Origin of the sequence: Acetanaerobacterium sp. MSJ-12 (assembly GCF_018917875.1) — a bacterium.
GTDB lineage: Bacteria > Bacillota > Clostridia > Oscillospirales > Ruminococcaceae > Bittarella > Bittarella massiliensis.
Window position 1 is genome coordinate 17,975 of the sequence record NZ_JAHLPK010000004.1, and the last position, 12,975, is coordinate 30,949.

Below are 12,975 nucleotides of genomic sequence, written 5' to 3' on the forward strand. Positions count from 1 at the left end.
GGGGTCGCTTTGAAGTACAGACGACTGTTTGCCGCCGCGCTGGCCGCCCTCACCCTCCTGAGCGGCTGCGCCAAGGACAGCCCCCAGCGGGAGGGTCACCCCGCCGGCAACTACCAGCGCCCCCCGGTGGCCGAGGCGGTCTTTGACGGCAGCGACGCGGTCTCGGACGGGGGGGCCGACATCGACCTGACCAACCTGGGCGAGGGCTATGTGGCGGTGCGCGCCCAGCACAGCGCCCGCCTGAAATTTCAGGTGATCAAGGGGGAGGAGACCTACAACTACGACCTGGCAAACGACGGCACCCCCTGCTTTTACCCCCTGCAGATGGGGGACGGCGAATACACCTTTCGGGTGATGCGAAACACCACCGGCGACCGGTATGCCCAGCTCCTCTCCACCGCCCGGCAGGTGCAGCTCACAAGCGAGTTCGCCCCCTTCCTCCGCCCCAGCATCCAGGTCAACTACACCCCCCGGTCCGCCTGCGTGGCCAAGGCCGCCCAGCTGTCGGCGGAGGACACCAGCCAGATCGGGGTGGTCAACAGCATCTACGACTACATCGTAAAAAACATCCGCTATGACGTGGAGAAGGCGGAGACCGTCCCCAAGGGCTACACCCCCGACCCCGACGAGACCCTGAAAAGTGGCACCGGCATCTGCTACGACTACGCGGCCCTGGCGGCCGCCATGCTCCGCAGCCAGGGCATCCCCACCAAACTCGTCACCGGCTACGTGGCCCCGAACGACCTCTACCACGCCTGGAATTTGATCTATTTGGAGGAGTCGGGCTGGATCGCGGTGGAGTTTCAGGTGGAGGCCGGCAACTGGGTGCGCATCGACACCACCTTCGCCGCCGGCGGGGCGGACCTAAAGGATTTTGTGGGCGACGGCAAAAACTATGTCGACCGCTATGTGTACTGATATGGGCGCGAGAAAAAGAGGAGGCGGCAGATGAAACAGACGCTGTTGAACGACCTGGAGCTGAGCCTGTTTTGCGAAAATCTATCCATGATGCTGGGGGCCGGCATCCCGTCCAGCGAGGCGCTGGAGCTCTTTTGCGAGGACATGGAGCCCGGCCCCTTTCAGGAGGGGGTCCGGCGGGTCTTGGACTGCCTGGAAGAGACCCACTCCCTCCCCGGCGCCCTGCGGGCGGCGGGCTGTTTCCCCAGCTATTTGAGCGACATGGTGGAGGTGGGCGAGATCGCCGGGCGCACCGAGCAGGTGCTCAAGCGGCTGGCCGCCTACTACGAGGGGCAGGACGCCCTGCAGAAAAAGCTGCGCAGCGCCGTGGTCTACCCCACGGTGATGCTGGTTTTGATGACCGCGGTGATGCTCTTTTTGGTCTTTGAGGTGCTGCCGGTCTTTTCCGGCGTCTACGCCCAGCTGGCGGGGGACCTGACCGGCTCCTCCGTCGGGTACATGTCGGTGGCCAAGGGGGTCGCCTGGGCGGTGCTGGTCATCACCCTGGTGCTGGCGGTCCTCCTCTTGGTGGGGCTGCAGATGATGAAGCGCCCCCGGGGGCTGCAGCGGCTGGCCGCCCTGGCCCAGCGCCTCCCCCTGACAAAGGGGGTCGCCTACCAGGTGTCCCTGGCCCGCTTCACCTCGGCCCTGAGCACCTTTTTGGCCAGCGGGGTGGACACCGACCGGGCCATGGCCGTCTCCAGCGAGATGGTGGACCACCCCCTCTTGCGCGCCAAACTGGCCCGCTGCCGGGAGCGGATGGAGACCGGCGAGGGGTTGGCCCAGGCCATCTACGCCGAAAAGGTCTTCCCCTCCCTCTACGCCCGGATGCTCGTCAGCGGCTTTCAGAGCGGGAGCGGCGAGGAGTCGCTGGCCCGCCTCACCCGCCTCTTTGCGGAGGAGTCCGACCGCCAGATCGACGGGGCCCTCTCGACGGTCGAGCCGGGGCTGGCGGCCTTCCTCACCCTCTCGGTGGGGGTCATCCTCCTGGCGGTCATGCTGCCCCTCATCGGCATCATGGGCGCCATCGGCTAAAGGGGGGCTTTGCTGTGTACACCTCGTTTGCCCAGCGGCGGCGGTCCAGGCGGATCCGGCTGCTCCTCCTCGCGCTGGCGGCGCTGCTGCTGGCCGGCTGCCTGTTGCTGCTGCCCAGGGTACAGGGGGATCTGAGCCGGCAGTCGGCCGCCTCGGCCGAGGCGGCGGTGCGCCGGGCAGTGGTGCAGTGCTACGCCGTCGAGGGGGCCTACCCCGCCGACTTGCAGTACTTGGAAGAGCGCTACGGGCTGCAGATCAATCACCGGCGCTACATTGTGGACTACAACATCCTCGCCCCCAATGTGGCGCCCCAAATCACCGTGCTGGAAAAAGAGAGCTGACGGCGAGAGCGACCGAGGAAAGGGGGAAACCGGTGTGAAAAAAAGGCAGGCGGGAAGTCAGTTCGCCTCGGTGACGGCCGTCTTCTTCTCCTTTTTGCTGGCGATGCTGCTCCTGGTCATCCTGGGCTCTTCCAGCTACCGGGACACGGTGGCCGGGATGGAGGGGAACCAGGCCGCCCGAGCCGGGCGCGCCTATCTGCTGACCAAGCTGCGCAGCGGTGACCAGGCGGGGATGGTCGCCGTCGAGACCGGGGCAGCAGGGGACGTCCTGGTCCTCTCCGAGCGGGCGGAGGACGAGGTCTTTGAGACCCGCATCTACCTGGCAAACGGCAACCTGGTGGAGGAGTACCTCCCCGCCGGGGAGGGGGGCGACCCCTCTCTGGCCCAGGTGGTCTGCCCCGCCGGGCAGTTTTCCGCCCGGCGGGAGGGGGACACCCTGCACCTGCAAATCGACGGAAGCGCCTTTTCCTACGCCCTGCGCAGCACAGAGGAGGGAGAGCCATGAGCCGCCGCAACCGGAGCGCCGCCTTTTATGTGGAGACGGCCATCACCCTCTTTTTCCTCCTCTGCACCGCCGCGGTCATCGCCCAGCTCTTCTCCACCGCCCTGCAAAACAGCCGCCTGGCCGAGGAGATGACCCGGGCCGAGTTCGCCGCCGAGGAGGAGGCGGAGCGGCTGGCCGCCGCCCCCACCCTGGGGGATTGGGCGGCGGTCGTGCAGGGCGCCGGGGCCCAGCTGACCCGAGACGGGGATCGCTACACCGCCCGCCTCCCCCTCGGGGAGGGCGACGGTTGGGTGCTGGTGGAGCTGCAGGCAGAGGAGACCGACGGCGGCCGGCTGGCCCGGGCCCAGATCTCCGCCGGGCGGGGGGAGAAGGCCAGCTTCTCCCTGGAGACCGGCCGGTACTGGCAGGGAGAGGGGGGACAGCCGTGAGGCGGCAGACAGCGGGCCAACAGCCGGTCAAGACCGGGGCCCTGACCATCTTGCTGGTGGTGATGAGCATCTGCCTGGCGGCCCTGGCAGTGCTCTCCCTCACCACCGCCGCGGCCGACCGCAAGCTGGCCGAGCGCAGCGGCGAGACCACCCGCACCACCTACGCCCTGGAGCTGGCGGGCCAGCAGTGGCTGGCCCAGCTGGACGTCCTCCTCCTCGAGGCGGGAGACCAAAGCCCCGCCGACTTGCAGGTCCTGGCCGCCCAGCGGCTGGATGGGCAGCTGCGGTGGGAGGGCGAGACCCTGGTCGCCACTCTGGGCGACCAGGGGGAACGGCAGCTGCAGCTCACCGTCGAACTGACCGGCGGCGAGACCCGCTACCGGGTGCGCGGCTGGCAGGTGATCACCCCCTGGGAGGGGGACGGCCCCCAGGGCGATCTCTGGGACGGCCAGAGCTAGGGCCGTCAACGCAACAAACGAGCCGGGAGGTATCAGGCCAATGGACATCACAGCAATTTTAAAGCAGGCGGTGGACTGCGGGGCGTCGGACATCTTTGTCATCGCCGGGCTCCCCCTCTCCTACCGGCAAAACGGACACATCGTCCGCACCGAGGGGGAGCGGCTGATGCCCGACCGGACGGCGGCGGTGGTCAAGGCCGTCTACGAGATCGCCGGGAAGGAGCAGTCCCCCCACTTCGCCCTGGAGGGGGACGACGACTTCTCCTTCTCCATTCAAAACCTGGGGCGCTTTCGGGTGAACATCTTTCGCCAGCGGGGCAGTCTGGCGGCGGTGATCCGGGTCATCCGCTTCGGCCTCCCCCGGCCGGAGGACCTGCACATCCCCCCGGTGGTGATGCAGATCGCCGAAAAGACCAAGGGGCTGGTGCTGGTCACCGGCCCCGCCGGCAGCGGCAAGTCCACCACCCTGGCCTGCATGGTGGACCACATCAACCAAAACCGCGAGGGCCACATCATCACCATGGAAGACCCCATCGAGTACATCCACCGCCACCAGAAGTGCATCGTCACCCAGCGGGAGATCACCAGCGACGCCGGCAGCTATGTGCGGGCGCTGCGGGCGGCCCTGCGGGAGAGCCCGGACGTCATCTTGCTGGGGGAGATGCGCGACTACGAGACCATCGAGGTGGCCATGACCGCCGCCGAGACCGGGCAGCTGCTCTTCTCCACCCTGCACACTACCGGGGCGGCCAACACCATCGACCGCATCATCGACGTCTTCCCCGCCAACGCCCAGCAGCAGGTGCGGGTACAGCTGTCCATGGTGCTGCAGGCGGTCGTCTGCCAGCAGCTTGTCCCCACCCTGGACGGGGCGCTGGTCCCCGCCTTTGAGATCATGCTGGTCAACCCCGCCATCAAAAACATGATCCGGGAGCAGAAGAGCCACCAGATCGACTCGGCCATCTTCGCCGGGGCCGACCAGGGGATGCGCACTATGGACCAAAGCCTGCTGGAACTCTGGAGACAGGGGGCCATCTCGGCCGAGACCGCCGCCATGTACTGCCTCAATTTGGAGACCATGCAGAAAAAGCTGCAGGCCGGCCGCTAGGCCCGCGGGAGAAAGGAGCATTGCCGTGAACACACTGACTGTCCGCCTCTTTGGGGGGCTGCGCGCCGTGCAGGGCGACCGGGTCCTGCTGGAGAGCAAGGGCCGCCTGGGCCGCCCGGCAGAGGCCTTTGCCTACCTGCTGCTGCACCGGCAGGAGGCGGTGACCAACGAGCAGCTCATCAAGGCCCTCTGGGAGGACGAGGACCTGGAGAACCCCGCCGGCGCCCTGAAAAACGCCATCTACAACCTGCGCAAACAGCTGCGGGACGCGGGGCTGGAAGGCGACTGCATCCGCAGTTCCAAAAACCGCTACCAGTTGACCCCCGGCTTCCCGGTGGAGCTGGACACCGAGGAGGCCGAAGAGTGCTATCGCACCATCACCCGCCCCGGCGTGTCCGACGACGACCTCCTCCGGGCGGGAAGGGCCCTCTTCTCCCTCTACTCGGGGGACCTGCTACAAAACCTCCCCACCCAGCGGTGGATCGTGCAGTACAACGTCTACTACCGCCGCCTCTACCTGGACGCGGTGGACAGGGTCTGCACCCAGCTGCTCAAAGACCCCTCGCGCGAGCACTGCGAGGAGGTGCTGGCCATCTGCCGCAAGGCCAACCTCATCGAGCCCCTGCAGGAGCCCATCTACCTCTATATGTTCACCGCCATGCAGCAGCTGGGGATGAAGAAGGCCATCCTCAACTACTACCCCATCACCGCCAACCTCTTTTACGACGAGCTGGGGGAGCGACTGTGCGCCGAGATCCGCCAAATCTACTTCTGGGCCAGCGAGGGCACCAACCTCATCGAGCAGGACCTGCAGCAGATCCAGGAGGACCTGGCCGAAATCACCAAGGACCAGCGCCCCATCCGCGGCGCCTACTTCTGCCCCTACGAGATGTTCAAGCACATCTACCACATGGTGGCCCGCAGCGCCGAGCGGGCGGGCAACAACGTGGTGCTGCTCCTCCTGACCCTCACCAAGCCCAGCGGCGGGGTGCTGCCCAAAGACCTCAACGTCACCGCCATGCTCAAACTCAAGAGCGCCATCTCCCGCGCCCTGCGCAAGGGGGACGTCTTCTCCCGCTACTCCAAGAGCCAGTACATCCTCATGCTCTCGGTGCGCCAGTTCTCCGACGTGGAGATCATCACCGAGCGGCTGCAGAAATGCTTCGCCGCCGAACAGCCCCCCAAAGGGGTGCGGCTGCAGCCCAAAGCCCGAGAGCTCTCCCCCATCGTCTAGAGATACCGTTTCCTCCCCGCCGCCCCGGACGCCGCCGTCCGGGGCCTTTTTTGTCCCCCCCCTCGCCCGCCTGGACGGCGCTTGCCCCCTCGCGCTGGCAGCCGGTAAAAATTCTTTCTTCCTTTTTTGTAAAAATTTCGGTTTCGTGACCGGTTCTGTGACCGCCCACCGATAGAATGGGGACAGAAACAAAGAGAGTGCGCCCTTCCAGGCGCTTGCAACACTGCAGTAGAGGAGGAAATTCACATGAAAAAACGAGTGCTGGCCTGCCTGACCGCCCTTGTTTTGGCACTGGGCTGCTTTCCCGCCACCGCCTTTGCCAACAAGCCGGAACCCGGCATCGGCTCTTCTTCGGTCACCGAGCAAAATTCCAAGTATGACACCGAAGTCAAGTTCGACCACAAGACCTACTCCCTCACCGCCCCCCACAACATCGAAACCGTCACCTACAAGCTGACTGCCTCCCTGGCCGCCAGCCCCGCCAACCTCTCCCTCAAAAACGGGGAGAGCGGGGACGTCGCCTTCACCCCCTCGCTGGAAAACACCGTCGCCAAGACGGTGAGCGACAAGGGCTTCCAGCTCGGCTACAAGCTGGTGCGCGCCTCCTACACCGACACCTACTATGACATCCACCACATCGACTACACCTTCACCCCCACCGGCCGGGGCGAGACGGTGCACACCACCGTCAACTACCCCCTCGACGGCAACCACAAGCTGGAGGGCTGCGGCAACGGCTACTGGGTCGAACAGCAGTTCATCCTCGGCGCCGGCGGCGGCAACCACGTCGACTTGAAACCCGGCACCAGCTACAAAGTCTCTATCAAAGTGTACACCAGAGACCGCAACAACATCGAACACTCCCTCATCGCCTGCCCTGAAGTCGACAACTTCGGCAGCGTCACCGTCCCCGAGGCCTATGCCACCGAAATCGGCAAGACCGACCTGAGCGGCAGCTACCTGACCTTTGCCGGCAACGAGAACTTCGGCGTCTCTCCCCAAGGGAGCGAGAACACCTACACCGTCACCAAACTGCAAAACAACAACGCCTCGGCGGTCCTCACCGCCCAGCTGCACCTGAAAGACGGCACCGTCGTCGCCAGCGCCGACGTGGCTCTGGGCGGCCCCCGCCTCAACACCGTCACCTTCCAGGTGGACGAGAGCGCCGGCTCCATCGCCAGCGGCAAACCGGTGCAGTCGGTCTACGGCGCGGGCAATGTCAAGGTCCCCACCGTCAATGCCAAATTCGGCTACGTCTTCACCGGCTGGGCCGCAGAGGGCAGCAGCAAGATCGCCATCGGCCCCAACCAGAAAAACGTCAAAGCGCCCCTCGCCAGCGATATCACCTACGTGGCCCAGTTCGTCCAGCAGACCAACGTGGTCTCCATCTTCTATGAAAACAGCGCCACCGGAGCCCCTCTCGGCCAGGTGAGCGAGCTGGTGGGCGACACCGAACAGCCCCTGACGCTGATCGACGAGCAGCACGACAGCCTCCCCGTCGGCAGCGAGTACACCCTCCCCACCGCCAAGACCCTGGTGGGCTACACCTTCGAGGGCATCTACGACAACTACGGCAACAAGGTGACCGCCGCCGCGGTGGAGGTCAAAGGGATGGCCAACCAAAACGCCTACTTTGTCCGCTACACCCCGGTCAACTACAACGTCACCCTGCACTTTGACAGCGCCGCCGGCTCGGTGGAGAGCGAGTCGATCTCGGTCCCCCTCTACGGCAAGCTGGCCGCCCCCGCCTTCAGCGCCAACGAAGGCTATGTCTTCCACGGCTGGAAGCTGCCCGACAACAGCGCCTACGACCCCTCGGTCCGCATCACCTCCGACCTGGAACTGACCGCCGACATCACCCACCTGTCCTACCCCGTCACCTTCCTGCCCGGCGAGCACGGCGCCCTGGAAGGGGCGCTCGACCAGCAGGTCTACCACGGCGAAGCCGCTGTGGCCCCCACCCCTGTCCCCAATGAGGGCTGGGCGTTTGCCGGCTGGGACACCGACTTCTCGAAGGTCACCGGCAAGCTGACCGTCACCGCCCTCTGGGAGGAGAAGACCTTCACCGTCACCTCCCAAATCAGAGACACTGACGGCAACCCGCTGGAAAACGTCTCGGCTCTGCAGGGCGACCAGGAGTCCCCTGTCACCCTGGAAGACAGCTCCCTGCCCGTGCAGGAGGGCACCGTCCTCCACGGCATGACCGACCGCCAGCTGTTCCCCACCCTCATCGGCTATGAGGCGGTGGGCGTCTACGACAAGGACGGCAACCTGCTGACCACCGACCCCAAGGTCACCGGCGACAACACCTACACCCTGGTCTACCGGGCCAAGGAGAACACTGTGACCTTTGTCCTGCCCGCTGCTGCCGGCAGCCTGGAGAGCAGCACTGCCAGCGTTCCCAACTACGGCAAGCTGGCCGACCTGCCCACCCCCGTTATGAACGACGGCTACACCTTCCAGGGCTGGGCCGACAAAGACGACAACCTCTACGACATCAACACCCGCCTCACCTCTGACATCGAGCTGACCGCCCTCTTCAACCGGGCCTCCTACACCGTCACCTTCCTGCCCGGCGAGCACGGCACTGTCTCTGGCGACGCCCAGCAGACCATCTGGCACGGCGAGGCCGCCGTGGCCCCGCAGGCCACCCCCGACGAGGGCTGGGAGTTTGCCGGCTGGAGCGCCGACTTCTCGAAGGTCACCGGCGAGCTGACTGTCACCGCCCTCTGGCGGGAAATCAAAACCGAGCAGCCCGTGAACCCCACCCCGGACAATGAGGAGCCCCCTGTGGGTCCGGTCAACCCCACCGTTCCGACCAATCCCACCGTTCCCACGAATCCCACCACTCCGGTCAACCCGACCAACCCCGCCACCCCGGCTGTCACCCCCGGCGGCAATACCCCCGCTGACAACGCGCCGGCCAATAACACCCCGGCCGACCAGGTGACCATTCCCGACAACGAGACCCCCGAGGCCCAGACCCCGGTCGACGGCCCCACCGAGGAGATCCTCGACAACGAGACCCCGCAGGCCCAGGCCCCCGGTGCTGACCGCATGACCCTGCTCGACCTAATCGGCGCCGCCGTCGCCCTGATTCTCGCCATCGCCGGTGCTTTGAGCAAAAAGCGCACCCTCGGCAAAAAGGGGATCCTGGCCGGCCTCGCCACTCTGCTGGTCGTCCTCTTCTTCGTGACCCAGCCCATGGTCTGGCGCTTCCGCATCGCCGACATCTGGACCATCTTCTTCGCCGTCGGCATCGCCGCTCAGGCTTTCACTCTCCTCTTCAAGAAAGATGAAGAGGAAGAAGAGGCCCAGGAGAACCGCTAATCGGTTCAGGCGAACCCACATTTTCGGCAGTCTTATCCCAAACCGGATAAGGTGATAAAAAGAAGCCCCTGCCGCTCTCCCCAAAAGGAGGGCGGCAGGGGTTTTCTGTCGAGCGGGGCAGGGCTTCTCCACAGGGCGGACAGAGAGCAAGGGCAAAGGACAAAGAGCCAATAGCAGACAACCAAATTTTTATCTAAAGGCCCCCGCCGCGCCCTTTCCCCCCTGCGCGCTCCTCCCCTTTGGCGGACAGACCAACCAAAAAGAGGGCCCTGCTGGAAGGGCCCCCTTTTGTTCTTGATACGCTTTAGTGAAACGACACCCCCCAGCTAAGCCGGAGAGAGTAAAGAAACTTTCAATTCAAGCATCGAGCGAAACGAGAAATGAGCAGGGATCTCACTGCCAAAACGTTTTCTTAGTGCGCAATTGCTCGTTTACGGGCTGTGGGGCAGATGATGCAGGCGGAAGAATTTTCGTGCCTCTTGAGGGGTTTGTCGGCGGTATGCCCTTCAACAAGCTCTTGGCCTTGCAGAGGGGCCTGACTCTGCAAGGGGGAAATGCCTACCGCCCGCCCCTGCCGCCGGTCTTTTTCTGCTCCAAAAGGCGGACGTAGACCACTTTGCTGTTGCCGTCGGCCGAGCGGATACCCTTGATGTCCAGCATCCCCAGGGACTTGAGAAAGGGGGTCAGCTTTTTAAAGCCGAAGTTGCGTACGTCAAAGTCGGGATAGCGCTTGGTGAGCACGCTCCCCAGCTCGCCAGTAAAGGCCCAGCCGTCCTCGTCGGAAATCTCCTCCACAATGTTGCGGATGGCCTTGCGGATGGTCTTCTGCGAAGTCATCTGCTGGGAGCCGCCAGTGGCGGGAGCGCACTTGGCGGTCTCGGGCGCCTCGGCCTCCGCTTCCAGCTGCTCCGTCTCCTCGCTCTCAGCCGCCCGGGCGGCGGTCTCGGCCAAGATTTCCAGATAGCGGAACTTGTTGCAGGCGCTGATAAAGGGCTGGGGGGTCTTTTTCTCCCCCATCCCCACCACGTACATCCCCGACTCCCGCAGGCGGGCGGCCAGCCGGGTGAAGTCGCTGTCACTGGAGACGATGTAGAACCCCTCCACATTCCCCGAGTAGAGGATGTCCATGGCGTCGATGATCATGGCCGAGTCGGTGGCGTTTTTGCCGGTGGTGTAGCCGTACTGCTGGATGGGGAGGATCGAGTTGTCCAGCAACAGGCTCTTCCAGGACTGGAGGAGCGGGCTCGACCAATCCCCGTAGATGCGCTTGTAGGTGGCGATCCCGTCGCTGGAGACCTCGTCGAGGATGCACTTGATGTATTTGCCCGACACGTTGTCGGCGTCTATCAGGACGGCAAAGCGCCGGTCCATGCTGTTTTCCATATAATTCCTTCCTTTTCCCTTGATACTTTCCAGTATACACCATTCCCCGCGCCGGATGCAATCGAAAAAGGCCGCCGGGGAAAAGACGAGACCGGCAGCTGCCGTCTCGCGGGCAAGCCAGACGGCCGGCTAGACGGCTCGGCCAATTGGATCTGCGGCGGAAGACAAAAGGAAGGGCCTTCTCAAAAAGCAGCCCCCCCTCGTCCGCACGGGAAGAATTAAAAAGGACGGCAAATGCGCCCAAGGCCATTGGCTGGGAACCTCCATCCGACGCCTTTGGCCCCAATTGCCGGAAAGGACAACCAAACGGCATTGTTTTCAACCCCTGTGTTTTCCGCTCGAAAGCGAAACTTCGCCCCATGCCAACCCCTCATCGCAAGCTGGCTGTGGCTACGGCAACTTGCAGACGGTAGACGGTGGAGTTGGCAGAGGAGACCCAGTGGTGGAAACCCGGCGACAGGGATCAGACAACAGAGGCCCAGCGGCAGGAACTCGGCGACAGAGACCCGGCGGCAGAGATCTGGCGGGAGAGACCCGGCGGCAGAGATCTGGCGGGAGAGACCCGGCGGCAGAGATCTGGCGGGAGAGACCCGGCGGCAGAGATCTGGCGGGAGAGACCCGGCGGCAGAGATCTGGCGGGAAAGACCCGGCGACAGAGACCCGGCGACAGAGACCCGGCGGCAGAAGCCCGGCGGCAGGACATAAAGACAGCTATCAGCTAACCGACGGGAAGCTACCGCGGTGTTGCCGCTGTCTTTATGCCCTCCCCTCACCCACTCTCCGCCTGTTTTGATGGGCGGTAATCACTGTATAGCTGTGTACATTTACCGTTATGGTGCAGCCGTCAATTTGCACATACCAGTTCTTGCCTGTCCTGGTGATGACGGCACCGGGAGCGGCTATCTTCTCCCGGCACCACTCGAGCACCTCGCCGGTATCCAAGGCCAGGTTCTTTTTGATTCGCACATCCCCCCCCCGGCGTGGTGTGCAGTCTCTCCAGATGGAAGAGCAGGTCCCCCGCCTTCTCCGCCCCGCTCAAGCGATTTCGAAGCTCTGCGAGCGAAAGTCTGTGTAGTAGCGGCCTCTGGTCGCCACAAACTTCAAAACGCAGTAGTCCGGATCGGTCACCCCCTCGGGGTAGTAAAGGGTGTCTCCCTCCCGCCAAATCATCTCCTTGCTGGCGGGGTCTTCCAACACCTCCATGCGGCCGACCAGCATGACCCCTTGAAAAAGGCGGCTGTCGCAAAAGTAGATGCTGGCTTTGGAGGTCTTTCTGTACTGGGCCACCCGCATGGAAGAGGTGTTGGTGGTAAAGTAAAACTCCCGGATGCCCACCCGCTTGCGGGGCGGGAGCATCGCCTTCATATGGGGAAAGCCGTCCTTCGAGACGGAGGCGATAAAGGAGACCCCTTGCCGGTCAATAAATTCTCCAAGCGTTGTTTCAACATCGCGCAACATCTGTCTGTCCTCCCTCTGTCCGGTATGGCAAGCGTTCTGCCGGCCAACTGGAAACTCTATTTTTTTGTTTGGTTTTCTCTTGAGGGCGAGCAGCCGAACAAAATCGTCAACCATCGAAAGGTCGGTCGGCTCAAACATCACCCATTTCCCGTCGCGGTAGGTTTTCGCCCTGTCGTAAACCGCTTGAACCCGCTGAGAGTACTGTTCCCGCTCCGCCTCAAACGCCGCCTGCTCCTCCTTCCCGAAAATCACCATAAGGCCAATCGCCTTCTCCCTTGCGTACAGTGCGCAGAGCGTTCTGCCGCCTCTGCGGTACTTGTACTCGTAGGTCCACGCCCTGCCGCCGCTGTTCCAGAGGCGGTCCATATCGTATTTCTCGTCGATGGCGGCGCACAGCGCGATCCAAACATCAAACAGGGGCCGACCGACCAAGGCGGTCATCTCCTCTGCATTCGGCACTCTCTCCAGCACGGCATCCCACTCCTCACAATATTCAAATTTTCCTCTTCCTCTTTGCCCTCGCGGTCTCCCGACAGCGGGCAGCCAAGGCGTTCGCCTCTCTCGCCGCGATCCGACCCGTGTGCGACGGCCCCGCTCTCCCGCAGAGTTCGATACCCGGTGGAGGGCAGGGTCCCGTCGACCATTCCACATCGCCTCTGCACTCCTCCAGCGGCCTTTTCCCCAAAAACCATTTTGGCCGCGGCCGAATCCGCGGGTAGGGGGCAAAAACCGTCTCCT

At 64.1% G+C, this 12,975-nt stretch carries 13 protein-coding genes and 1 pseudogene; 10 read left to right on the forward strand and 4 right to left on the reverse strand.

Annotated elements, in window-relative coordinates; all coding sequences use genetic code 11:
- Nucleotides 1–9 precede the first annotated feature (9 nt).
- From KQI11_RS05345 to KQI11_RS05385, 9 genes are all read left to right on the forward strand, one after another.
- Nucleotides 10–918, forward strand: coding sequence for a transglutaminase-like domain-containing protein (locus KQI11_RS05345; RefSeq protein WP_216401356.1), 909 nt, complete (start codon nucleotides 10–12; stop codon nucleotides 916–918).
- 30 nt (nucleotides 919–948) lie between these two features.
- On the forward strand, nucleotides 949–1,992 hold the full coding sequence (locus KQI11_RS05350) for a type II secretion system F family protein (RefSeq protein ID WP_216401357.1): 1,044 nt from the start codon (nucleotides 949–951) through the stop codon (nucleotides 1,990–1,992).
- Nucleotides 1,993–2,006: 14 nt separating this feature from the next.
- Nucleotides 2,007–2,333 carry a hypothetical protein gene (locus KQI11_RS05355; RefSeq protein ID WP_256136475.1) on the forward strand — a complete coding sequence of 109 codons (327 nt, stop codon included), beginning with the start codon at nucleotides 2,007–2,009 and terminating at the stop codon, nucleotides 2,331–2,333.
- Between the two features lie 34 nt (nucleotides 2,334–2,367).
- Complete coding sequence (locus KQI11_RS05360) at nucleotides 2,368–2,838, forward strand: DUF4860 domain-containing protein (protein ID WP_185914790.1); 471 nt, start codon at nucleotides 2,368–2,370, stop codon at nucleotides 2,836–2,838.
- Nucleotides 2,835–3,266 carry a hypothetical protein gene (locus KQI11_RS05365; RefSeq protein WP_216401358.1) on the forward strand — a complete coding sequence of 144 codons (432 nt, stop codon included), beginning with the start codon at nucleotides 2,835–2,837 and terminating at the stop codon, nucleotides 3,264–3,266. The genes KQI11_RS05360 and KQI11_RS05365 overlap by 4 nt, the downstream gene beginning before the upstream one ends.
- Nucleotides 3,263–3,724, forward strand: coding sequence for a hypothetical protein (locus KQI11_RS05370; protein WP_216401359.1), 462 nt, complete (start codon nucleotides 3,263–3,265; stop codon nucleotides 3,722–3,724). The genes KQI11_RS05365 and KQI11_RS05370 overlap by 4 nt, the downstream gene beginning before the upstream one ends.
- Before the next feature lie 40 nt (nucleotides 3,725–3,764).
- Nucleotides 3,765–4,832: a type IV pilus twitching motility protein PilT gene (locus tag KQI11_RS05375; RefSeq protein ID WP_216401360.1), complete on the forward strand. Its 1,068-nt coding sequence runs from the start codon at nucleotides 3,765–3,767 to the stop codon at nucleotides 4,830–4,832.
- Nucleotides 4,833–4,857: 25 nt separating this feature from the next.
- Nucleotides 4,858–6,066, forward strand: a complete 1,209-nt coding sequence (locus KQI11_RS05380; protein ID WP_216401361.1) for an AfsR/SARP family transcriptional regulator — start codon at nucleotides 4,858–4,860, stop codon at nucleotides 6,064–6,066.
- 246 nt (nucleotides 6,067–6,312) lie between these two features.
- A complete protein-coding gene (locus KQI11_RS05385; protein WP_216401362.1) occupies nucleotides 6,313–9,396 on the forward strand; it encodes an InlB B-repeat-containing protein in 3,084 nt (1,027 codons plus the stop codon).
- Nucleotides 9,397–9,954: 558 nt separating this feature from the next.
- Here KQI11_RS05385 and KQI11_RS05390 read toward each other — a convergent pair.
- The gene (locus KQI11_RS05390) at nucleotides 9,955–10,779 is read right to left on the reverse strand and encodes an NYN domain-containing protein (RefSeq protein ID WP_185914784.1); all 825 of its coding nucleotides are present in this window, start codon (nucleotides 10,777–10,779) and stop codon (nucleotides 9,955–9,957) included.
- 416 nt (nucleotides 10,780–11,195) lie between these two features.
- Here KQI11_RS05390 and KQI11_RS05395 point away from each other — a divergent pair, with 416 nt between their 5' ends.
- Nucleotides 11,196–11,501 carry a hypothetical protein gene (locus KQI11_RS05395; protein WP_216401363.1) on the forward strand — a complete coding sequence of 102 codons (306 nt, stop codon included), beginning with the start codon at nucleotides 11,196–11,198 and terminating at the stop codon, nucleotides 11,499–11,501.
- 34 nt (nucleotides 11,502–11,535) lie between these two features.
- Here the strand turns inward: KQI11_RS05395 and KQI11_RS05400 are convergent, their stop codons facing one another.
- From KQI11_RS05400 to KQI11_RS05410, 3 genes and pseudogenes are all read right to left on the reverse strand, one after another.
- Nucleotides 11,536–11,745 carry a DUF3781 domain-containing protein gene (locus KQI11_RS05400; protein ID WP_502757128.1) on the reverse strand — a complete coding sequence of 70 codons (210 nt, stop codon included), beginning with the start codon at nucleotides 11,743–11,745 and terminating at the stop codon, nucleotides 11,536–11,538.
- Nucleotides 11,746–11,814: 69 nt separating this feature from the next.
- Complete coding sequence (locus KQI11_RS05405) at nucleotides 11,815–12,237, reverse strand: pyridoxamine 5'-phosphate oxidase family protein (protein WP_216401567.1); 423 nt, start codon at nucleotides 12,235–12,237, stop codon at nucleotides 11,815–11,817.
- A gap of 87 nt (nucleotides 12,238–12,324) precedes the next feature.
- Nucleotides 12,325–12,888, reverse strand: a pseudogene (locus KQI11_RS05410) (DUF3788 domain-containing protein); the annotation flags it as partial.
- Nucleotides 12,889–12,975: the final 87 nt, after the last annotated feature.